The organism is Streptomyces flavofungini, from assembly GCF_030388665.1.
Lineage (GTDB): Bacteria > Actinomycetota > Actinomycetes > Streptomycetales > Streptomycetaceae > Streptomyces > Streptomyces flavofungini_A.
The window spans coordinates 2,141,333-2,160,946 of sequence record NZ_CP128846.1; the positions used below are offsets into that span (position 1 = coordinate 2,141,333).

The 19,614-nt window shown below is 72.8% G+C and carries 15 protein-coding genes; 8 read left to right on the forward strand and 7 right to left on the reverse strand.

Annotated elements, in window-relative coordinates; genetic code table 11:
* Nucleotides 1-51 precede the first annotated feature (51 nt).
* Both QUY26_RS08405 and QUY26_RS08410 read left to right on the forward strand, forming a co-directional pair.
* Nucleotides 52-1,329 (forward strand): DUF4349 domain-containing protein, encoded by a 1,278-nt coding sequence (locus QUY26_RS08405; RefSeq protein ID WP_289944655.1) that lies wholly within the window; start codon nucleotides 52-54, stop codon nucleotides 1,327-1,329.
* An 85-nt stretch (nucleotides 1,330-1,414) separates the two neighbouring features.
* Entirely contained in the window at nucleotides 1,415-2,800 is a 1,386-nt protein-coding gene (locus QUY26_RS08410) for an FAD-dependent oxidoreductase (RefSeq protein WP_289944657.1), read from the forward strand.
* A 720-nt stretch (nucleotides 2,801-3,520) separates the two neighbouring features.
* On the opposite strand, the gene hemE is transcribed toward QUY26_RS08410, so the two are convergent.
* The gene (gene hemE, locus QUY26_RS08415; protein WP_289944660.1) at nucleotides 3,521-4,585 is read right to left on the reverse strand and encodes a uroporphyrinogen decarboxylase; all 1,065 of its coding nucleotides are present in this window, start codon (nucleotides 4,583-4,585) and stop codon (nucleotides 3,521-3,523) included.
* A gap of 302 nt (nucleotides 4,586-4,887) precedes the next feature.
* Between hemE and QUY26_RS08420 the strand changes: the two genes are divergently transcribed.
* The 5 genes from QUY26_RS08420 (at nucleotide 4,888) to QUY26_RS08440 (ending at nucleotide 11,577) form a co-directional block, all read left to right on the forward strand.
* Nucleotides 4,888-5,547, forward strand: coding sequence for a DUF3000 domain-containing protein (locus QUY26_RS08420; protein ID WP_289944662.1), 660 nt, complete (start codon nucleotides 4,888-4,890; stop codon nucleotides 5,545-5,547).
* 303 nt (nucleotides 5,548-5,850) lie between these two features.
* A complete protein-coding gene (locus QUY26_RS08425; protein ID WP_016643199.1) occupies nucleotides 5,851-6,513 on the forward strand; it encodes a response regulator transcription factor in 663 nt (220 codons plus the stop codon).
* 78 nt (nucleotides 6,514-6,591) lie between these two features.
* The gene (locus QUY26_RS08430) at nucleotides 6,592-7,887 is read left to right on the forward strand and encodes a ribonuclease D (RefSeq protein ID WP_289944673.1); all 1,296 of its coding nucleotides are present in this window, start codon (nucleotides 6,592-6,594) and stop codon (nucleotides 7,885-7,887) included.
* 334 nt (nucleotides 7,888-8,221) lie between these two features.
* Nucleotides 8,222-9,448 carry an acetyl-CoA C-acyltransferase gene (locus QUY26_RS08435; RefSeq protein ID WP_289944674.1) on the forward strand — a complete coding sequence of 409 codons (1,227 nt, stop codon included), beginning with the start codon at nucleotides 8,222-8,224 and terminating at the stop codon, nucleotides 9,446-9,448.
* Nucleotides 9,445-11,577 (forward strand): 3-hydroxyacyl-CoA dehydrogenase NAD-binding domain-containing protein, encoded by a 2,133-nt coding sequence (locus tag QUY26_RS08440; RefSeq protein WP_289944676.1) that lies wholly within the window; start codon nucleotides 9,445-9,447, stop codon nucleotides 11,575-11,577. The genes QUY26_RS08435 and QUY26_RS08440 overlap by 4 nt, the downstream gene beginning before the upstream one ends.
* Before the next feature lie 116 nt (nucleotides 11,578-11,693).
* Here QUY26_RS08440 and QUY26_RS08445 read toward each other — a convergent pair whose 3' ends face one another.
* Nucleotides 11,694-12,728 (reverse strand): hypothetical protein, encoded by a 1,035-nt coding sequence (locus QUY26_RS08445; RefSeq protein WP_289955595.1) that lies wholly within the window; start codon nucleotides 12,726-12,728, stop codon nucleotides 11,694-11,696.
* A gap of 119 nt (nucleotides 12,729-12,847) precedes the next feature.
* On the opposite strand from QUY26_RS08445, the gene QUY26_RS08450 reads away from it, so the two are divergent.
* Nucleotides 12,848-13,234: an NTP pyrophosphohydrolase gene (locus QUY26_RS08450; RefSeq protein WP_289944677.1), complete on the forward strand. Its 387-nt coding sequence runs from the start codon at nucleotides 12,848-12,850 to the stop codon at nucleotides 13,232-13,234.
* 13 nt (nucleotides 13,235-13,247) lie between these two features.
* On the opposite strand, the gene QUY26_RS08455 is transcribed toward QUY26_RS08450, so the two are convergent.
* From QUY26_RS08455 to QUY26_RS08475, 5 genes are all read right to left on the reverse strand, one after another.
* The gene (locus QUY26_RS08455) at nucleotides 13,248-13,712 is read right to left on the reverse strand and encodes a hypothetical protein (protein WP_289944679.1); all 465 of its coding nucleotides are present in this window, start codon (nucleotides 13,710-13,712) and stop codon (nucleotides 13,248-13,250) included.
* Between the two features lie 192 nt (nucleotides 13,713-13,904).
* On the reverse strand, nucleotides 13,905-14,975 hold the full coding sequence (locus QUY26_RS08460) for a C40 family peptidase (protein WP_289944681.1): 1,071 nt from the start codon (nucleotides 14,973-14,975) through the stop codon (nucleotides 13,905-13,907).
* A gap of 16 nt (nucleotides 14,976-14,991) precedes the next feature.
* Nucleotides 14,992-15,474 carry a poly-gamma-glutamate biosynthesis protein PgsC/CapC gene (locus tag QUY26_RS08465; protein ID WP_030357209.1) on the reverse strand — a complete coding sequence of 161 codons (483 nt, stop codon included), beginning with the start codon at nucleotides 15,472-15,474 and terminating at the stop codon, nucleotides 14,992-14,994.
* On the reverse strand, nucleotides 15,471-17,306 hold the full coding sequence (gene pgsB / locus QUY26_RS08470) for a poly-gamma-glutamate synthase PgsB (protein ID WP_289944684.1): 1,836 nt from the start codon (nucleotides 17,304-17,306) through the stop codon (nucleotides 15,471-15,473). The genes QUY26_RS08465 and pgsB overlap by 4 nt, the downstream gene beginning before the upstream one ends.
* A 6-nt stretch (nucleotides 17,307-17,312) precedes the next feature.
* Nucleotides 17,313-19,547 (reverse strand): HAMP domain-containing protein, encoded by a 2,235-nt coding sequence (locus QUY26_RS08475; RefSeq protein WP_289944685.1) that lies wholly within the window; start codon nucleotides 19,545-19,547, stop codon nucleotides 17,313-17,315.
* Nucleotides 19,548-19,614 lie beyond the last annotated feature (67 nt).

Here is a 19,614-nt window from a genome sequence, read left to right on the forward strand (position 1 = left end):
CCGGCCCCGGCGTCGTAGGAGCACACTCACCACGATCTCGGGGGTACGTCGATGCACACGTCCAGCACGTCAGGGTCATCCGGTACGGGCGGCGGGCCCGCGCCCGCCGGGGCGCCACCGGCCCCGGGCGCGCCGACGCCCCGCGGCCGGGCGGGGCGCACCGCGCGGCGGGGTCCGCTCACCGGGCTCGCCGCGGTGCTCCTCACCGTGACGCTCGCGCTCGCGGGGTGCGGCGCGGGCGGCGACAGCGACGACAAGAGCAGTGACTCCGGCGGCGACCGGGCCGCGGGGGCGCAGGCCAGCCAGGGGCCCGCCGACGGCGGCGGCGCCCTGACCGACGAGAGCGGGGCGCGGGACGGCGCCAAGGCGGACGGCGAACGCGCCGGGAGCGGGAAGGAGCGCGCGGGCGGCGACGCCCGGAATCCGTCCGGGCCGCTGCGGGCGGCCGACACCCACATCATCCGCACGGCCTCCCTGACCGTACGCGTCAAGGACGTGCCGCGGGCCCTGGAGCGGGCGCGGACGGCGGCCGAGGGCGCGGGCGGTCTGGTCGGCGACGAGTCCACGGACCGCGACCGGCGCGGCCACGACCGCTCCCGCGTCGTGCTCCGCGTCCCCCAGGACCGCTACGAGCAGGTCCTCTCCGACCTCGCGGGCACGGGGAAGCTGATCAGCCGCAACGCCAAGGCCGAGGACGTCACCGAGGAGGTCGTGGACGTCGAGAGCCGGATCAGGACGCAGCGGGCGAGCGTGGCGCGGGTGCGGGCGCTGATGGACAAGGCCACGAAGATCAGCGACATCGTCTCGCTGGAGGGCGAGCTGAGCGGCCGTCAGGCGGACCTGGAGGCCCTGCTCGCGCGGCAGTCCTCGCTGAAGGACCGTACGACGATGGCCACCATCACGCTCACGCTCACCGAGTCGCCCCTGAGCGGCAGGGACAGTGAGGACGACGAGGGCCCGACGTTCGCGGGCGCGCTGTCCGGCGGCTGGGGCGCGTTCGTGACCATGCTGGGCTGGCTGGCGGTCGCCCTGGCGGCGGCCCTGCCGTTCGCGGCGGTCGCGGCGCTGCTGGTGCTGCTGTGGCTGAGGGTGGTGCGGCCGAGGGCGGCGCGGCGGGCGGTGGCGGTGCCCGCGGGGCCGGGCACGGGGGTGGCCGCGGGCTCGGGCGGGACGGCACCTCCCGCCGGGCCGGGAGGCACGGGGGCCTCTGGTGCCGACGGCACGGGCGGCTCCGGCAGCGGCGGCGGCACCGCCGGGACCGGTCCGGGCAGCGGCGGCGCGAGCGGCCCCGAGGCCCCCAAGGCCCCGAAGGCCCCGGGCGGTTCGTGACCGACGCGGGGGCGGTGCAGGGTCCCGGTGCCGTGCCGGGGGCGGCGCCGGGGCCCGAACTGACCCCGCCCCGTAGCGTGTCCGCATGAGTGAACGACTGGTGGTCATCGGAGGGGACGCGGCCGGGATGTCGGCCGCGTCGCAGGCGCGCAGGCTGAAGTCGCCGCAGGAGCTGGAGATCGTCGCGTTCGAGCGGGGCAACTTCACCTCGTTCTCGGCGTGCGGGATCCCCTACTGGGTGGGCGGCGAGGTCGCCGAGCGGGACGACCTGATCGCGCGGACGCCCGCGGAGCACCGGGAACGCGCGATCGACCTGCGGATGCGCACCGAGGTCGTCGAGATCGACGCGCGGGAGCGGCGGGTGTGGTCGCGGGACCTCACCTCGGGCGCCGAGGAGTGGACCGCGTACGACAAGCTCGTGATCGCCACCGGCGCCCGGCCGCTGCGCCCGGACCTGCCCGGCATCGACGCGCCGGGCGTGCACGGCGTGCAGACCCTGGACGACGGCCAGGCGCTGCTCGACGCCCTCACGCGGACGGAGGGCCGCCGTGCCGTCGTGATCGGCGCGGGCTACATCGGCGTCGAGATGGCGGAGGCCCTGCTCCGCCGCGGCTACGAGGTCACAGTGGTCAACCGCGGCCAGGAGCCGATGTCCACGCTCGACCCGGACATGGGCCGCCTGGTGCACGAGGCGATGACCGGCATGGGCATCACGATGGTGAACGACGCCGAGGTCACCAAGATCCTCACCGGGGACGACGGGCGCGCCAGGGCCGTGGCCACCGAGGACCGCGAGTTCCCCGCGGACGTGGTGGTGCTCGGGATCGGCGTACGCCCCGAGACGGCGCTCGCGCGCGCCGCGGGCCTGCCCCTCGGGGAGCACGGCGGGCTGCTCACCGACCCGGCGATGCGGGTGCGCGGGCCGGTCGCGGACGGGACGATCTGGGCGGGCGGCGACTGCGTGGAGGTCCTGGACCTGGTCTCGGGCCGACAGCGGCACATCGCGCTCGGCACGCACGCGAACAAGCACGGGCAGGTCATCGGGGCGAACGTCGGCGGCGGGTACGCCACGTTCCCCGGCGTCGTCGGCACCGCCGTGAGCAAGGTCTGCGACCTGGAGATCGCCCGCACGGGCCTGCGCGAGAAGGACGCAGGGGCGGTGGGCCTGCAGTACGTGACGGTGACCATCGAGTCGACGAGCCGGGCCGGGTACTACCCCGGGGCGGCCCTGATGACGGTGAAGATGCTGGCCGAGCGGCGCACGGGCCGACTGCTCGGCGTCCAGATCGTGGGCCGTGAGGGCGCGGCCAAGCGGGTCGACGTGGCGGCCGTGGCGCTGACGGCGGGCATGACGGTCGAGCAGATGACGGCGCTCGACCTCGGGTACGCGCCGCCGTTCTCACCCGTGTGGGACCCGGTCCTGGTGGCGGCGCGCAAGGCGGTGGCGGCGGTGCGGGCCGGCGGGGCCTGAGGGGCGGCGGGACCGGCCCCGGGGGGTGGCGCGGTCCGCACCCTTGCGGCGGCGGGTCCCGGGGGCACGCCCGGCCGACGCGGCGCGCGATGGGACGCGGGGCCGGATACCCCCCGCCCACCGCTCCCCCGGAACGCGACTCTCTCGCAGGTCAGAACGCGCTTTCCTCCATTCCGACGCGGCATCCGGCAACCCCTGGGGCGTGGCCGATTCCCGTCATTGGTCCGGTCCACTGAAAAAAGCCGAACACACCGGGCGCACGCCCCATACATGCACATGCCACGCACTACGGCTCCGAGGCAGCCCGAACCCCGCTGAGCGGCCACGCGGTCCTCACCATCGGACACCCGGCGACACCACGCCCACCCCTATCGACCCCATCCGCCCCATGTCGCACCTCTCATCAGCTACCCGCTCTTTTCCGCCACTTTTCACAGAATCGGCACGGGCCTCACAGCCGAGCCGCACCATGTGACGCGTCAGAGTGGAACGAACACGCACGGCAACATGCGTTCGATTCACCGTGGGGGGGGAGCCGCCACGGGCCGGACTCCCACCCGTCGGGGGGCGGGTGGGAGTCCGGCAGGCGGATGGGGGGGCTCCCTCCCGGGCCCAGGGGGGCGTCGTACGGCGTCGGGCCCGGGGAGGGACGCACGCGAGCCGCCGCTCCGGCCTCCGCCAGGAGGGGGCCGGGGCAGCGGCTCGCGCTGTGCTCGTCCCTCAGGCGGTACGCGTGTGGACGTACTCCACGAGCCGGGTGAGGGCGTCGGGGTCGGTGCTGGGCAGCACGCCGTGGCCGAGGTTGAAGACGTGGCCCTCGAGACCGGCGGCCGCGGCGAGCACCTCGTCGGCCTTCGCCTCGACGGCCTCGCGGGAGGAGAAGAGGACGGCGGGGTCGATGTTGCCCTGGAGCGCCTTGCCGGGGCCCACCCGCCGGGCGGCCTCGTCCAGCGGCACCCGCCAGTCGACGCCGACCACGTCGGCCCCGGCCTCGCCGAGCAGCCCGAGCAGTTCGCCGGTGCCGACGCCGAAGTGGATGCGCGGCACGCCGTACCCGGCGACGGCGTCGAAGACCTTGGTGGACGCGGGCATCACGGAGCGGCGGTAGTCGGCGGGGGCCAGGGCGCCCACCCAGGAGTCGAAGAGCTGCACGGCGCTGGCGCCGGCCTCGATCTGCACCTTCAGGAAGGCGCCGGTGATCTCCGCGAGCCGGTCGAGCAGGTCGGCCCACAGCTGCGGGTCGCCGTACATCATGGCCTTGGTGTGCTCGTGGTTACGGCTCGGACCGCCCTCGACGAGGTAACTCGCGAGGGTGAAAGGCGCACCGGCGAATCCGATGAGCGGCGTCTCGCCCAGTTCGCGGGTGAGCATCCCGATGGCCTCGGTGACGTACGAGACGTCCTCGGGCGTGAGGTCCCGCAGCCGCGCGAGGTCGGCGCGGGAGCGGATGGGCTGCTCGACGACGGGCCCGACGCCGGGCTTGATGTCGAGGTCGATGCCGATGGCCTTGAGGGGGACGACGATGTCGCTGAAGTAGATCGCCGCGTCCACGCCGTGGCGGCGCACCGGCTGCAGCGTGATCTCCGTGACCAGCTCCGGCATCATGCAGGACTCCAGCATGGCCGTGCCCTCACGGACCTTGCGGTACTCGGGCAGTGAGCGCCCCGCCTGCCGCATGAACCACACCGGCGTGTGCGGCACCGGCTCGCGCCTGCACGCCTTCAGGAATGCGGAGTCGTACGTAGCTGCGTTTCGCCGGCCCGTGGCCTCGTCATTGACACTCACCCGCAAAGTCTCGCACGCGCCCCACGGCACGGGACGCCGGGTCAACCGGACGAAACCCACCCACGCCCGAGCGAACTCACCCCGCCCGGCAACCGACTCAGCCCACCCGGAGACAGACTCAGCCCGTCCGGCGCCGGAGCAAAGACCGCAACCAGGAGGGACCAGCCCGTCCGGCGCTTGAGGACAAGCGAGCGAGCGCGACACCCGAAGACCACCCGGGCCCGGGGCAAGGAGTGAGCAAAGCGCGCCCCGAGAGGGGCGCCTCCCTGCACGGAGGCGCCGTTCCCCTTAATCTTCCCCGCATGGCTGCGGCTCAAGGACAACGGTCGGACGACGCGGGCGAGATGGACGGCGCGCAGGGGGTGGTGGCGGACGCGGGTCCGCCGCCGTTCCGTGCTGCGGTCGACGCCCTGCGCGGGGCACGGCTGCGGCCGCAGATCGAGGTCGAACAGACCCGGTCGCCGAAGCGGCTCGCCCCCTACGCGTACGCGCTGGAGGCGGCCGTCGTGGACGGTGACGAGGACCTGGCGGACGGCAGGCTGGTGCTGCTGCACGACCCGGACGGGCACGACGCCTGGCAGGGGACGTTCCGGCTCGTGACGCTGGTGCGGGCGGAGCTGGAGCCGGAGATGGCGGCGGACCCGCTGCTCCCCGAGGTGTGCTGGACCTGGCTGACGGGGGCGCTCGCCGCCCGGGGCCTGGCGTGCGGGGAGCCCAGCGGGACGGTGACGCGGGCGGGCTCGCACTACTTCGGCGGGCTCGCCGAGCGCCCGCCCGCCTCCCAGATCGAGATCCGCGCGTCCTGGACACCGCGCGAGTCGGCCACCGGGGTGCCGGACACGGCGGCGCACCTGGCGGCGTGGTGCGACCTGCTGTGCCAGATCGCGGGGCTGCCGCCGGTCGCGGCGGCCGACGGCTCGGTGGTGTCGCTGCCGCAGCGCCGGGGGCCCCGCTCCACCTGAGGGCGCGGCACGGCGGTGCCCCCGGCGGTCACGGCGGTGCCCCGGGGGTCGCGGCGATGACCCACCGCGTTGACGTGGCCGGGGATTGAGCGCGGGCGACGGGAACGGCACGCCTGGTGAGAGGGGTTGATCGTCGGATGATCGATCACGTGTCCGAATCGCCCGAATTTGTTACTCACCAAATCGTGATCATCCCCTAAAGGCGGGTGCCATTGGTGCCGAAGAGGTCTGTGACCTTGAAACGTACGGTTCGTCCCGGCTTCATCCCCGAGCCGGTTCCGACCCGCCACCCCAGGAGGCCTGGTGTCCGTTCTCCTCGAGCAGCCCGCAAGCCTGGTCGCCTACCGCCCGAACAAGCCGACCGCCATGGTCGTCGTGGCCGACCCCCGCGTCCGCTCCACCGTGACCCGCCACCTGTGGGCCCTCGGTGTACGTGACGTCATCGAGGCCTCGTCCATCGCGGAGGCTCGTCCCCGCATCGGCAACCCCCGCGACATCTGCGTCGCCGACGTCCACCTTCCCGACGGCTCCGGCCTCACCCTCCTGTCCGAGACCCGCGCCGCGGGCTGGCCCAACGGACTCGCGCTCTCCGCCGCCGACGACATCGGCGCCGTGCGCAACGCCCTCGCGGGCGGCGTCAAGGGCTACGTCGTCACCGGCACCCGAACCAACGTGGGCCTGCCCACCCGTCCCGGCGCCGCCCCCATCGGCTCCGCCGCCGCCCGTATGCACCGGCGCCCGCCGGGCACCCCGAGCCACCCGGGCGGCTACCGCGAACTGTCCGGCCGCGAGGTGGAGGTTCTCCGCCTGGTGGCCGAGGGGCAGTCCAACAAGGCCATCGGCGTCTCGATGGGCCTGTCCGCACTGACCGTCAAGAGCCACCTCGCCCGCATCGCCCGCAAGCTCGGCACCGGCGACCGGGCGGGAATGGTCGCAGTGGCCCTGCGCACGGGAATCATCCACTGACCGATTTACACCCCCCGGCCGCCCGTCGACGTAACGTTCCGTCGACGGGCGCCGTGCGTTCACAGATACCCTTGACAGGTGACCGACGCCCAAGAGACCGCAGCAGACAGTTCACTGCGAACCACCGGAGGCGCTCCTCCGGACGAAGGCGTCACAGGCGTCTCCGTCGAAGGGACTCCCACCCCGCTCCTCGAACCGCGAGACGGCATTCCGCCCGTCGTGGCCGACTCCGCGACGCTCGCGCAGGTCATCGCGGCATTTGCCGCCGGTACGGGACCGGTGGCCGTGGACGCCGAGCGGGCGTCCGGCTACCGCTACGGCCAGCGCGCCTACCTGGTCCAGCTCCGCCGCGAGGGCGCGGGCACCGCGCTGATCGACCCCGTCGCCTGCCCCGACCTGTCCGAGCTCGGCGAGGCGCTCGCCGACACCGAGTGGGTGCTGCACGCCGCCACCCAGGATCTGCCGTGCCTGCGGGAAATAGGCATGGTCCCGGCCGGCATCTTCGACACCGAGCTCGCCGGGCGGCTCGCCGGATTCCCCCGGGTCGGACTCGGCGCCATGGTCGAGAGCGTCCTCGGGTACGTCCTGGAGAAGGGCCACTCCGCCGTCGACTGGTCGACCCGCCCCCTCCCCGAGCCCTGGCTGCGCTACGCCGCGCTGGACGTGGAACTGCTCGTCGACCTGCGTGACGCCCTCGAGAAGGAGCTGGACCGGCAGGGGAAGCTGGAGTGGGCCCGCGAGGAGTTCGACGCCATCGCCTCCGCGCCGCCCGCGCCGCCCCGCAAGGACCCCTGGCGGCGCACGTCGGGGATGCACAAGGTCCGGCGACGGCGGCAGATGGCCGTCGTACGGGAACTGTGGGTGACCCGGGACCGGATCGCGCAGCGGCGTGACGTCTCGCCCGGCAAGGTCCTCAGCGACGGCGCGATCGTCGAGGCGGCGCTGGCCCTGCCCCCGAACGTGCACGCGCTCACGGCGCTGCCCGGGTTCGGGCACCGGATGGGGCGGCGGCAGCTGGAGCAGTGGCAGGCCGGGGTCGACCGTGCCCGGGCCCTGCCGGACGTCGAGCTTCCGCAGCCCGGGCAGGCGGTGGCGGGGCCGCCGCCGCCCCGGTCCTGGGCCGACCGGGATCCGGCCGCCGCCGCGCGCCTCTCCGCGGCCCGGGCGGCCGTCTCCGCGCTCGCCGAGCGCCTGAACATGCCCCAGGAGAACCTGATCACGCCCGACACGGTCCGCCGCGTCTGCTGGGAGCCCCCGTCCGAGCTCACCCACGACGCGGTCGCCGCGGCCCTCACCACCCACGGCGCCCGCCCCTGGCAGATCACCCAGGTGACCCCCGCCCTCACCGCAGCCCTCACCACCCCGGCCCCGTAGCCCGCCCGCACCCACCCGCCCCGCAGTCCCGCACCACCCGAGGCGCCCTCACCCCCGAGGGCGCCTCACTCCTGCCCGGACCGCCCACCCGCCCACCCCATCAACCGGAAGGCGCCCTGCGGGCCGACGTACCGCGGCGACCGCGGCCCAGAGGGCCACCCTCCCCGGGGCGCGGCCGGGACCAGAGTTCGGGGCGGGCGGAGGCAGGCGGCGGACTGCGGCCCGCATGTGACGTGCGCCTCCCCGGACCAGCCCTTGGCCTCGTAGTTACCGACAAGTAGCATGGGTCGAGGAAGCGCGCCGCAGGCGCACCGCACCCTGGAGGAGAGCCATCGTGCCTCGTACCGTCAGGGACGTCGTCTTCGTCGACGGCGTCCGCACCCCGTTCGGCAAGGCGGGCCCCAAGGGCATCTACCACGAGACCCGCGCCGACGACCTCATCGTCAAGGCCATCCGGGAACTGCTGCGCCGCAACCCGGCCCTGGACCCGGCCAAGATCGACGAGGTCGCGGTGGCCGCCACCACGCAGATCGGTGACCAGGGGCTCACGATCGGCCGCACGGCGGGCATCCTCGCGGGGCTCCCGCAGTCCGTTCCGGGCTACTCGATCGACCGCATGTGCGCGGGCGCGCTCACCGCCGTCACCACCACCGCGGGCTCCATCGCCTTCGGCGCGTACGACGCGGTGATCGCCGGCGGTGTCGAGCACATGGGCCGCCACCCCATGGGCGAGGGCGTCGACCCGAACCCCCGGTTCGTGAGCGAGAAGCTGGTCGACGAGTCCGCCCTGTTCATGGGCATGACGGCGGAGAACCTGCACGACCGCTACCCGAGCATCACCAAGCGGCGCGCCGACGAGTACGCCGTGCGCTCGCAGGAGAAGGCCGCCAAGGCGTACGCCAACGGCAAGATCCAGCAGGACCTGGTGCCGATCTCCGTACGCCGCACCAACGAGGAGGCGGGCGAGACCGGTTGGGGCCTGGCCACCCAGGACGAGCCGATGCGCCCCGGCACGACGCTGGAGAACCTGTCCGGCCTGAAGACCCCGTTCCGTACGCACGGCCGCGTCACCGCGGGCAACGCCGCCGGTCTCAACGACGGCGCCACCGCCTCGATCATCGCTTCCGAGGACTTCGCCCGGGAGAACGGCCTCCCCGTCAAGATGCGCCTCGTGTCGTACTCCTTCGCGGGTGTGGAGCCCGAGGTCATGGGCTACGGCCCGATCCCGGCGACCGAGAAGGCTCTCGCCCAGGCGGGCCTGAGCATCTCCGACATCGGCCTCTTCGAGATCAACGAGGCCTTCGCCGTCCAGGTCCTCGCGTTCCTCGAGCACTACGGCATCGCCGACGACGACGCCCGCGTCAACCAGTACGGCGGCGCCATCGCCTTCGGACACCCGCTCGCCTCCTCCGGCGTCCGCCTGATGACGCAGCTGGCGCGGCAGTTCGAGGAGCAGCCCGAGGTCCGCTACGGCCTGACCACCATGTGCGTCGGCTTCGGCATGGGCGCGACGGTCATCTGGGAGAACCCGCACCACAAGGACGCCGGAGGCGACAAGTGAGCACCACCACCACTGAGCTGTTGAAGGGTGCGGCCGAGCTGTTCCCCGACGAGGTCGTGACGCAGGCTCACGTACGTCACCTCGACCTGCCCGCGGGCGCCGGCCGGTTCGCCCTCATCACCCTCGACAACGGCTTCGACCACACCAAGCCGACCACCTTCGGCCCGGGCTCGCTCGCGAACCTGAACGCCGCGATCGACCAGGTGGAGAAGGAAGCCGCCGAGGGCACCATCGTCGGTGTCGGCATCACCGGCAAGCCGTTCATCTTCGCCGTCGGCGCCGACCTCAAGGGCGTCGAGATCCTGAAGCGGCACGAGGACGCGCTGGCCATCGGCAAGGGCGGCCACGACGTCTTCAAGCGGCTCGCCGGCCTCGCGGTCCCGACGTTCGCGTACTACAACGGCGCGGCCATGGGCGGTGGCGTCGAGGTCGGTCTGCACTGCTCGTACCGCACCGTCTCCGAGGCGCTGCCCGCGTTCTCCCTGCCCGAGGTGTTCCTGGGGCTCGTCCCGGGCTGGGGCGGCTGCACGATCCTGCCGAACCTGATCGGCGCGGACCGCGCCGTTTCGGTCATCATCGAGAACTCGCTGAACCAGAACAAGCAGCTCAAGGGCAAGCAGGTCTTCGAACTCGGCATCGCGGACGCCCTGTTCGAGGGCGCGGACTTCCTGGAGCAGTCGCTGGCGTGGACGGCCTCCGTCCTCAACGGCACCGTCAAGGTGGAGCGCCCGGAGATCGACCGCGGCGAGGCCTGGGACGCGGCCGTCGCCCGCGGCCGCGCCATCGCCGACTCCAAGGTGCACGGCGCCGCCCCGGCCGCTTATCGCGCCCTGGAGATCGTCGCGGACGCGAAGGACAGTGACCTGCAGACGGGCTTCGACGCCGAGGACAAGGCGCTCGCCGACCTCATCATGGGCGGCGAACTGCGCAGCGGCATCTACGCGTTCAACCTCGTCCAGAAGCGCGGCAAGCGCCCCGCGGGCGCCCCGGACAAGAACCTGGCGCGCCCGGTCACCAAGGTCGGCGTCGTGGGCGCCGGTCTGATGGCCTCGCAGCTCGCCCTGCTGTTCCTGCGCCGCCTGGAGGTGCCGGTCGTCCTGACCGACATCGACCAGGAGCGCGTCGACAAGGGCGTCTCGTACGTCCACGGGGAGATCGACAAGCTGCTCCTCAAGGGCCGCGTCAACCAGGACAAGGCCAACCGCCTGAAGGCGCTCGTCTCCGGTGTCCTGGACAAGGCGGAGGGCTTCGCCGACGCCGACTTCATCATCGAGGCCGTCTTCGAGGAGATCGGCGTCAAGCAGCAGGTGTTCGCCGAGGTGGAGGCGGTCGCTCCGGCGCACGCGATCCTCGCGACCAACACCTCCTCGCTGTCGGTGACGGAGATGGCCTCCAAGCTGAAGCACCCCGAGCGGGTCGTCGGCTTCCACTTCTTCAACCCGGTCGCGATCCTCCCCCTCCTGGAGATCGTGCGCGGCGAGCAGACCGACGACGCGTCCCTGGCCACGGCCTTCGGCGTCGCCAAGAAGCTGAAGAAGACCGCGGTCCTGGTGAAGGACGCCCCGGCGTTCGTCGTGAACCGCATCCTCACCCGCTTCATGGGCGAGATCCAGAACGTCATCGACGAGGGCACCCCGGTGCCGGTCGCCGAGAAGGCCGTCGAGCCGCTCGGCCTGCCGATGTCGCCGCTGGTCCTCCTGGAGCTGGTCGGCCCGGCCATCGGCCTGCACGTCTCGGAGACGCTGAACCGCGCCTTCCCGGACCGCTTCACCGTGTCGCCGAACCTGAAGGCGGTCGTGGAGGCGGGCAAGCGCGGCTTCTACGTGTACGACAGCGGCAAGCCGGAGCTGGACCCGGAGGTCGCCGCGCTCCTGAAGCAGGGCGACTCCGTCCTGACCGAGGAGCAGGTGCGGGCCCGCGTGCTCGACGCCGTCGCCCAGGAGATCGGGCTCATGCTCGACGAGGGCGTCGTCGCCGAGGCGCAGGACATCGACCTGTGCCTGATCACCGGCGCGGGCTGGCCCTTCCACCTGGGCGGCATCACGCCGTACCTGGACCGTGAGGGTGTCAGCGAGCGGGTGAACGGCAAGCGGTTCCTGGAGCAGGGGCTCGCGAGCGTCCCCGCGTAACGAGGACTCCCCAGTGCCCGGTACGCCGACTGGCGTGCCGGGCACTGTCGTCGTCCGGGCCCTCAAGGCGTCGCGGGCAGCCGGGACTTCGGCGGGACCGGACCAGGAGGCGCGGCCTAGATCGAGGCCGCCTGCTCCCAGGCCTTGAGGGCGAGGCCCGGCTCGTCCTTGCGGTGGGTCAGGCGCAGCGCTCCGGTGCCGGGCACGAAGGTCGCCGCGATCACCCGGCCCGCGGCGTCGGTGGCGAGGGCGACCCGGGCGTCCACCGGCAGGGCGGGGCCCGACTCGGTCCACCAGGCGCCCGCGGACTCCAGCTCGGTCGGGTAGGCGGCGAAGGCGACGCGGCCGCTCTCGGCGCGCTGGGCCAGCAGGGTGCAGTCGTGTCCTTCGAGTTCGCAGCGCACGGCCGAGACCGGGCCGGGGCCCGCGGCCGTGAGGAGGCGTACCGGCTCGTCGTCCGCGGTGCCGCGCCAGGCGCGCAGCTCGCCGTCCGCGTCCGTGAAGAACAGGGTGATGTGCTCGGCGGAGGTGGCGAGGGCGCGCAGGGTGCCGGGGCGGGCCGTGACGCGCAGCGGCTCCTCGTCGAGGGCGGGGACGGCGCCCGGCGAGGCCTGGCGCCAGCGCAGGATGCTGTCCGAGGTGGCCGCGTACGCCGTGACCAGGCCGGACTCGCCCGTCGCGACGGCGAGCGGGCCGCGCACCCCTTGGCCCTTGAGGTCGCGCCAGGGACCCCAGCCGCCCTTCTCCTTCTGGCCGCGCATGCTGACCCCGCCGCCCCGGTTGGGCACGAACACATGGGCGCGGCCCTGGGCGTCGACGGTGACGGCGGGGACGCCGGTGCTCTGCCCCTTCTTGTTGGGGTGGCCGAGGGGGTTCCAGTCGAGGGCGGCGAGGTGCGGCTGGAAGTGGGTGGAGTGCACGAGGCCCGACTCGCCGGAGACCGTGGGCCGCCACGACACCAGGTGGACGTAGGTGTCGGCGCCCTGGGCGACGGCGAGGACGGGATGGACGCGCTGGTCGCCGCCGACGACGCGGGGCGCGGTCCAGGGCTCGCCCGGGTGGCGCTGGGTGCGGCAGACCACGGCGTCGCTCTCGCAGGCGTAGACGGCGAGCCTGCCGTCGCGTGCGCGTATGAGCCAGTCGCCGTTCACGGTCGGTGGGGTGGGGGCTGGGGGCATGCGGCGGTTTCCGTGGCCAGGGACGTCGGGTCACAGCAACTCTAATGGGCGAGGTGGGGGTGGGTGCACCCGGGCGTGCGAGGCTTGGCCGCATGGACAGCCGCATGGACATGGACACCGTGACCCTCGTCGTGGACGCCGCCAATGTCGTGGGCTCCGTGCCGGACGGCTGGTGGCGGGACCGGCGGGGCGCGGCGGAGCGGCTGCGGGACCGTCTGGTGCCGCTCGCCGCGGCGGGCCTGCCCGAACTGCCGGGCCCCCTCGAGGTCGTCCTCGTCGTGGAGGGCCGGGCCCGCGGCGTCGGGTCCGTCCCGGGCGTGCGTGTCGACTCCGCCCCCGCCAGTGGCGACGACCGCATCGTGGAGCTGGTGGCCCAGGTCCCGGGTCCCTGCGTGGTGGTGACCGCGGACCGCGAACTGCGCCGCCGCGTGGGCGAGCTGGGGGCGGAGTGCGTGGGCCCGCGAACGGTCCGGAACTAGCCCGCCACGGCGCTCAGTGCCAGTCCCCGCACCACACCCGCGCGCCCGCGCCGTCGACCGTGCAGACCCTGACCTTCAGGTCCTTGATCTTGACCGCCGGGTCGGTGTGCAGGCTGGTGTGGCGGCCGCTGTCGCTGGCGTCCTCGACCGTGTTGAGGGTGCGCGTCACGGGCTTCCAGGTGGAGCCGTCGAGCCAGGAGTAGCCGGCCTGCAGGACGGCGTCGTTGCCGTCCTTCTTCAGGTCCCACGTGTTTCCGTAGACACCACCCTTGCCGGTCTCCCAGTCCACGCGGAGGACGGCGCGGGCGCCCTGGGTGCCGTCGTACGGGGTGACGAACGAGCGGGATTCGGCGTAGTGGACCTCGCCGTCGGCCCAGTGCTCGGGGGCGGCCGTGGCGGGGGCGGCGAGGGCCGTGGTGGCGAGGGCGGCTCCGGCGAGCGGCAGCAGGACGCGCGCGGGCACCTTGGCGAACTTCATGAACTCCCCCTTCTGCGGCCCGTGTTGGGGGCCGTCGACGATCAGGCGGCCCAGCCAAGCACGGCCTCGCGCGGCTTGTCATCAGCGATAGGGGCTTTCGCTCCTGTCACGGGTGGCGTTCTCGCCAGGTAGGGGGTGAGGAGGGGGCGGCGCTCCCGCGCGGACCTGTCCGGGCGCGCGGGAGCCCGGCGGCTAGAGGCGCTTGGCGCTGCGCAGCGCCTTGGCGTAGTAGCCGTTGCCGTCGAGGCGGGACGTGCCGCCCTTGTCGCCGATGGTGGGGCCGTTGACCTCTTCGCGGCTGGAGATGAATATCTTGTGGCCCTCGGCGTCGTGGCCGAGGAAGATCCCCACGTGGTCGAGGCGCTCCTTGGTGCGGGCGTCGAGCTTGAAGAACACCAGGTCGCCGGGCTGGACCACGTCGATCGTCTTCGGTCGGTCCGCGGCGCCGACGCCCTTGAGCGGGATGACGGGGGCGCCGAGCTTGCCGCGGGCCATGCCGTTGGCGGTGCGGGGCAGACCGTCGCCAGTGGTGTCGTTGGCCATCAGCGGGAACCGGGCGCGGTAGCCGAAGACGGTCCGGATGAAGCCGGAGCAGTCGATGGCGCGGGCCCGCTTGGCCTCGGGCTGGATCGTGGTGCCGTCGCGGAAGGTGTACGGGATGCCGAGGTAGTCGTAGAAGTCGGACTGCTCCAGGCGCAGGTCGTTGCCCTCGCTGCCGTCGGGGTTCAGCGGTCCGAAGCTGGCGTCACCGGCGTAGGCGATGCCCTCGTCGTCCTTCTTGACGGGCGCGCCCTCGACGTACTGGAACGCCATCGCGAAGATGTCGTCCTCCTCGCTGCCGGCGAACTCCTTGAACCAGTCCTTGAACCACTTCTCCTTCTCCGCGCCCTTGCGCCACACCTCGGGCATCAGCCGCACCCAGTTGTTGGTGACGACCTTCGACTTGGTGTTGCTGGGCTCGGCGAAGGTGCGGCTCGGCCCGGAGAGGGTCGCCGTGCGGGCACCGTCGGTGAACGAGGCGAGGACCTTGCCGTCCTCGGTGCGCAGGACGGAGCGGTCAGGGTTGCGCAGCCGCTCCCACTTCTGCTTCCCGTCGGCCTGGCCGGTGCCGTTGGTCAGGTCCGGGGTGTCGGTGACGGACTGCACCTTCGGCGCCTTGTCCTGCTCGTCCTTGCGCAGCTCGACGGTCAGGTAGGTGCTGCCCGCGAGCAGGGCGAGGACGGTGACGGCGTGGACTGCGGGGCGCTTCTTCTTGGGCGGCATGTGTGGCTCCGATAGGTCAGGCGGAGGGCATGAAGCCGAGGAGGATCCCGGCCGTGAGGACGACGTAGGCCATGAGGGTCACCGATCCCGTGGCGAGCAGGGTGGGGCCCTTGGGCTGACGGACCAGCTGGTAGGCGATCAGACCCGGCACGATGAAGCCGAGGGTCTGGTTGCTGTACATCAGCGGGAACTCGATCGAGAGCACGATCATCACGGTGGCCTGGAGCACCACGCCGGTGAGCACGACCGCGGCGAACAGGCGCTTGCCGTAGAGGATCACGAACTTCTGCATCAGCAGGGTGCAGACGTACGTCAGGACGGTGACGCCGACCACCATGGCGGCGCGCTGGAGGTCCTCGACGAGGGTCAGCGCGAGCCAGCCGGGCGTGATCATGCCGCCGGGCGACAGGTTGGTCGTCAGATAGCAGACGAGCGAGAACAGCAGCCCGAGCGCGATGCCGACCGCGGCGATCTCGGGGGTGAGGACGGACGGGATCAACGCTGCTCTCCTGGGCTGTGCCACTGCTGGGTTTCATCCGCGGCGGGCGGGGCGGGCGGGACGCGCGGCTCGAACAGGCCGCGGGGGGCGGGAGGGTGGGACGGGTCCTGCGGGGGCGCGGCGTGCGGCGCCCGGTAGGACTCGTGCGGCGCGTACTGATCGTGCGCGCCCTGGGGCTGGTGCGGGGCGTGCTGGTGGTGCTGGCCGTGGTGCGGGTGCGCGGCCTGCTGGTCGTACTGCGGGTGCTGGCCGTGCTGGCCCTGCTGTCCGTGGTGCGCGTGCGGGGCCTGCTGGTGCTGCTGGCCGTACGCGTCGTACGGGACCGACGTGTCGTACGACGCCTGCTGCGCCGCGTACGGTTCCTGCGCCGCGTACTGTCCCTGGCCCTGCTGGTACGCGCCCTGCCCCGCGTAGGGGTCCTGGGCGGCCCGGCCGTCGTACTGCGGCGGATAGGGCTGCTGGGCGGTGCGCTGCACCGGCACCTGGGGCGCCGGGACCACCTGGAGCGACCCGGTGTTCGTGTACCGCGACTCGTACGCCTCCGGGTAGTGCTGGTAGGGGTCGATGTGCGGCTCGTACAGGTGGTGGCCGCCCGTGGTCTCGGACGCCGAGGCACCGGCCGGGGCGGCCGCGGGCGTCGGGTCCTCGCTCTCGTCGGCGGGCAGTTCGGCGAGGTGCTCCAGGAGCAGTTCGCCCTGGCCGTGGATGTTGCCGATGGCCACGAGCGAGGAGTCGGCGCCGAGCTGCCCGAGCAGCTGGCCCATGAACTCCTCCGGGTCGCGCCGGTCGCCGCCGAGGTCCACCGCGCGCGAACGCCAGTCGGCGGGGATCGCGTCGATGGCGGACTTGGCGGGGTGGCCGATGACGAAGACCTTGTCCGGCTGCAGGTCCGGGATGATCTCGCCCATCTGGCCGTTGCGCTCGACGCGGTCGGGGCGGCAGTTGATGACGACGTTCAGGGGCCGGTGGATGGCGCCGAGGTCGAGCAGCTGGTTGATGTTCATCAGCGTCGACTCGGGGTCGTTGGCCGCGAAGACGTTGGCGAAGCGGAGCTTCTTGCCCTCCTCGGTGACGTACCGCTCGACGGAGAGGACACCGGGGTCCGGCGGCGCGTCGTACATGCCCTGGAGGGCGACCTCGCGGCCGACGCCGAGGAGTTCGGCGACCTTCAGCGCGATCGACACGTTCTCCTTGAAGGTGAACCAGCTGAAGCCGCGCAGCTCCTCGTCGGTGACCGTCTCCGGGTCCGCGTAGATCAGCTCGCAGTTCCGGGCGTCGGCCTCCTCCTTGAGGATGTCGAAGCGGTCCTTCTCGGCGGTCACGCAGATGCCGTTCTCCGGCATGGAGCGGGAGAGCGAGCGGGCCACGTCGTCGAGGGTCGGGCCCATCTCGGCGAGGTGGTCCTCACGGACGTTGCAGAGCACGCCGATGGTGGAGCGGATCAGCTTGGACTGGTTGATCTCCTGGAGCGCGGGCATGACCGCCATGCACTCGATGACCAGCGCGTCCGGGTTGTACGCGGCGGCGCGCCGCACGATGCCGATCTGCTCGACGACGTTGGCGATGCCGAACTTGCGGTAGACCGGCTCCTCGGTGGCGTCCGGGTGGATGAACCGGGCCGCGGTGCCGGTGGTCTTGGCGACCGTGGTCAGGTCGCCGCCGCGCAGGGCGCCCGCGCACAGGCGGGTGATGGAGCTCTTGCCGCGGATGCCGTTGACCAGCACCCGCGACGGTATGTGTTCCAGGTTGGTGAAGTGCCGTCGCTGCTCGATCACGCCCGCGACCAGCAGGACGGCGCAGCACACCACCAGGACGGTGTAGAGGAAGAGCACGGCGGTTCAGTTCCTTCCGGCGAGGCCGGCGCTCGCGCCGTCCCGCTTTCGCTGCGTGCCCGACGGCAGCTGCTGCCTGATCAGTTCGAGGCTGCGCGTGACGGCACCCACCTCGTCGTGGTGGACCGGGTAGAGGACGGTCTTGCGGTCGCCGTCGGCCAGTGCCTCGGCCTGGTCGGCGAGCTTGCGCAGCGGCCGCACCACGATGATGTGCAGCCAGCCGAGGCAGGCCGCGGCCGCCGTGAGGCCGAGCATGCCCGCGAGGACCGTGCGGTTCTGCAGGGTGTACTCGGGGATCTCGAGGTTCGACGCGGGCTGCCAGGTGACCACGGACCAGCCGAGCTGCTCGGCCGCGCCGCCGCCGGCGAACGGGGCGGCGGCCGCGATCTGGATGTCGCCGCCGTCGCGGTACAGCACGCCGCTCGGGCGCGGCTTGCCGCCGACCTTCTGCCCCGTGCCCTCGACGAGCCCGTTGAGGCGGCCGCTGGGCAGCCCCTGGAACTCGCGGTAGCCGTCGTTGCCGCCGAGCACCCGGCGCTTGGCGTCGACCACCCGGACCTCGCCGAGGCCGGGGCGCTTGAGCAGCGAGTTCAGGAACTCGATGCGGAACTCGCCCACCACGGCGGCGCCCTGGCGGCCCGGCACCTCGGCGGTGCCGATGATCACCGGCTCCTTGCCGTCGTCGTCGATCACCCGGACCGGGTCGTCGGACGGCTTCTCGCCGGAGGGGCTGCGCGGGTCGTCGCCCGACTTGGAGAGGACCTTGCCGTCCTTGTCGAGGACGTACAGCGAGCGGTAGCGGGAGTGCTGGTTGCGGGTGCTCTCCAGGACCTTGTCCATGTCCGACGGGTCGGTGCGGGCACCGATGAGGGACGCGAGCGAGGTGAGGTCGGCGTGGCCCTCGTTGAGCGCGCGGCGGACCCGGTCGGAGAGGGTGTCGGTGCGCTCGCGCTGGTCGTTGACCATCTGCTGCGGCACGCGGACGGTGTCCCCGGCGCGGTTGATGAGCAGCAGCAGCGGCGCCGACCAGACGAGCAGCAGCACACCGGCGACGGCGAGCAGGGTCCGGCTGCCGAGCCCCTTGCGCCTGGCCGGGGTCGCCTTGGCGGCCGGTTCGCCGTTGAGCTGGCGGCGCAGCCGTTCCAGGGCGCCGCCGATGCGGGCGGCCTCGCCGTACTTGGGCACGGACACCGGGCGGCTGAGGTCGCCGCGGGTGAGCCTGCGGCTCTCCAGGAACAGCCGGATGAGCGGGCGCTGCACGGTGCGCAGGAGCAGGAAGACCGTCAGGCCGCCGATGACGAGGAGCGCGCCCGCGGCGAACAGGCCGAGGGCGGAGCCCTTGGTGCGCTTGGTGTCCTCGGCGACCGGGACCATGGAGACGACGCTGAGGCCGAGGCGGGTGGCCACGGTGGACTCGCCCGCCTCCGGCGCGGCGAGCGAGGCGTAGCCGGCGATGGACCGCTCACCGAGGTGGCGGTCGCCGACCAGGTGGCCGCTGACGCCGAGATAGCCGCCGGAGCCGGGCTCCTTGGCCAGGATCGGGTGGCTGCGGGACTTCTTCGCGGAGGTCTCGGCGAAGGCCTTGAGCTGCTTCTCGGAGGCCTTGACCTCCTCGCGCTCCTGGTCGGTGCTGACCTGCTCGGGCTCGGGGATGCCGTCGGTGCTCAGGACCTTGCCGTCGTTGCCGACGACGGCGATGGAGCGGAAGTTGCCGAGGCTGATGCCGGGGAAGCGCAGGCTGCTCGATGCGACGAGGAGCTGCTGCGGCTGTCCCTTCCAGGCGAGGACGGCGAAGGTGAGCAGCCGGGTCTCGCCGCTCTCCAGGCGCACCATGCGGGGCGCGAGGCCGTCGTCGTCGGAGAGCTTCGAGCGGTCGATCGCGGCCAGCGGCACGTTCTCGCCGCGGGCGGCGAGGAGCTTGCCCGAGCGGATCTCGACGACGGCGGTGCCCATCCACTTCTGGTACACGCTGCTGATCTTGTCGAGCACGGCGTCGGCCGGCACCGGGTCGGACGCGTTGAACAGGTCCGCGGTCCGGGTGAGGTCGGTGACGCTCTCGTCGATCGAGGCGCGCAGGGCGATGGCGCCGTCCTCGGCGAAGTGCTGCTGGGACGTCTTGACCGCCTCGGGGACGGCTTCCTGGCCGATGCGGCCAAGAGTGAGGGCGGTGACGCCCGCCAGGGCAAGGAGCAGGACCGACAGGGCGGCGATCGGCGGGCGGATGCCTCCGATCAGCGACATGTCGGTCCTTCGGCGGACCTTGTGCCGCCGCTTCGTGGGCGAAGCGGCCAAGGGGGTGCTCCTCTCC

Coding starts and splice junctions, on each gene's coding strand:
- QUY26_RS08405 (WP_289944655.1), top strand. CDS start 52: ATGCACACGTCCAGCACGTCAGGGTCATCCGGTACGGGCGGCGGGCCC.
- QUY26_RS08410 (WP_289944657.1), top strand. CDS start 1,415: ATGAGTGAACGACTGGTGGTCATCGGAGGGGACGCGGCCGGGATGTCG.
- QUY26_RS08420 (WP_289944662.1), top strand. CDS start 4,888: ATGGCTGCGGCTCAAGGACAACGGTCGGACGACGCGGGCGAGATGGAC.
- QUY26_RS08450 (WP_289944677.1), top strand. CDS start 12,848: ATGGACAGCCGCATGGACATGGACACCGTGACCCTCGTCGTGGACGCC.
- QUY26_RS08455 (WP_289944679.1), bottom strand. CDS start 13,712: ATGAAGTTCGCCAAGGTGCCCGCGCGCGTCCTGCTGCCGCTCGCCGGA.
- QUY26_RS08460 (WP_289944681.1), bottom strand. CDS start 14,975: ATGCCGCCCAAGAAGAAGCGCCCCGCAGTCCACGCCGTCACCGTCCTC.
- QUY26_RS08475 (WP_289944685.1), bottom strand. CDS start 19,547: ATGTCGCTGATCGGAGGCATCCGCCCGCCGATCGCCGCCCTGTCGGTC.